Annotated in this window: 3 protein-coding genes; 2 read left to right on the top strand and 1 reads right to left on the bottom strand. The window is 61.1% G+C overall.

Annotated elements, in window-relative coordinates; genetic code table 11:
• A partial coding sequence (locus AC1VAN_RS21175; protein ID WP_480986676.1) for an enoyl-CoA hydratase/isomerase family protein occupies positions 1–438 on the bottom strand: 438 nt, incomplete at its 3' end.
• Positions 439–541: 103 nt separating this feature from the next.
• Here AC1VAN_RS21175 and AC1VAN_RS21170 point away from each other — a divergent pair.
• Both AC1VAN_RS21170 and AC1VAN_RS21165 read left to right on the top strand, forming a co-directional pair.
• A complete protein-coding gene (locus tag AC1VAN_RS21170) occupies positions 542–916 on the top strand; it encodes a winged helix-turn-helix transcriptional regulator (RefSeq protein WP_442252349.1) in 375 nt (124 codons plus the stop codon).
• Between the two features lie 148 nt (positions 917–1,064).
• A partial coding sequence (locus tag AC1VAN_RS21165; protein ID WP_480986675.1) for an SDR family NAD(P)-dependent oxidoreductase occupies positions 1,065–1,638 on the top strand: 574 nt, incomplete at its 3' end.

Raw genomic sequence — 1,638 nt, 5'->3', positions numbered from 1 at the left:
GCCCATCAACGCCTCGCACTGGGCAAGTCCCGCTTGGCCTTCTGCGGCAAATGCCATGTCGGCCGCTGAAATGAATTCGGCGCCTCCGCCGCGCGCCAATCCGGCCAGCTTGACGATCGTGACCTGCGGCTGCTCTCGCAGCAGCTCGCCGAACGCCTGGAACGGGTTGAGGCCTTCTGGAGCTTCGCGGGCAACATCGTCGAACGCGTGCGGCTCGTCGATCAATGTCATGTCGACATGGGCAATGAAGAACTCTGGGTCTGCACTCTGGAAAACCAGCACGCGCGTGTTTTGATCATCGCGAACGGAGAGTAGAAAGCGGCGTATCTCGCTCATCAGCGGAACGTCGAGAACGTTTACCGGCGGGTTGTCGATCGTGATCGTGGCGACGCCGTTCGCGCTGGAGATGTGAAGCTTGCTGAATTCCGTTGCTGTCATCTGGATTTTCCTGGGGCGGGTATGTTGTTGGCCTGATGGTATTCTTTGGATACCTAGCGTCAATTACGCACCTGAAGCATCCCAGGGATGCCGGAGGATACCGATGGATGAGACTGACCCGATCTACCGCGCCGATTGTCCGAGTCGCGTGATCCTCGACCAGATCGCCGACAAATGGTCGATGATGGTGCTGGCGGTGTTGCACGAGCCGCGTCGCTTCAATGCGATCAAACGCCGCCTTGATGGCGTCACCCAGCGCGTGCTGACGCAGACGCTGCGAAAACTGGAGCGCAACGGCATGGTGACGCGCAGGGTTCTGGAGGGCAGGGTGCTCGGCGTGGAGTATGCGTTGACGCCGCTTGGTCGATCATTGCAGGAGCCGTTCTCGATCCTGTTCGACTGGACCGTCAAGAACATGGAACGAATTCAGGACTATCAGCGCAGCTATGACGCGCGTGTGGATCCCGCCATTTCCTGAATGATGGCGGCGTGGGAACGTACGGCGGGCCGCCGGCACCCGTTCGTACCGCATGATGCAGGCGCGGGTTTTCGCGCTGGGGCTGACATGACCTCCATGCGTGGCGTGGAAGCTACACTGGCTGTCTACGCCCGATGGAAGCTCGCCCATGTTCAATGGAAAAGTTGCGGTGGTTACCGGCTCTACCAGCGGTATCGGTCTTGGCATTGCCACGGCGCTGGCGCGGCAAGGCGCCGACATCGTGTTGAATGGCTTTGGCGATGCGGCGGAGATCGAGAGAATCCGCTCCAGCCTGGAATCCGAGTTCGGTGTGCGGGTGGCGCACGACGGYGCCGACCTGTCTCGCGGCGACGCAGTTCGGGACATGATCGACCACGCCGTGGCGAAGATGGGGCGCATCGACATTCTGGTGAACAACGCGGGCATCCAGCACACCGCGTCGATCGAGGAGTTTCCCGTCGAGAAGTGGGATGCGATCCTGGCGCTGAATCTCTCGGCGGTGTTCCATGCAACGGCGGCGGCCTTGCCTTACATGAAGCAGCAGGGATCCGGTCGCATCATCAACATCGCGTCGGTGCATGGGCTGGTCGGATCAGTGAACAAGTCTGCCTATGTGGCAGCGAAGCACGGCGTGGTGGGGTTCACCAAGGTAACGGCATTGGAGAACGCGGGTACCGGCATCACCGCCAATGCCATCTGCCCGGGGTGGGTGCGAACGGCGC

The sequence above is a fragment of the Stenotrophomonas sp. 05L44_2 genome, from assembly GCF_056665995.1.
The sequence above is the reverse complement of the archived record's forward strand: the minus strand, read 5'-3'. Positions and strand labels throughout refer to the sequence as shown.

Coding starts and splice junctions, on each gene's coding strand:
- AC1VAN_RS21170 (WP_442252349.1), top strand. CDS start 542: ATGGATGAGACTGACCCGATCTACCGCGCCGATTGTCCGAGTCGCGTG.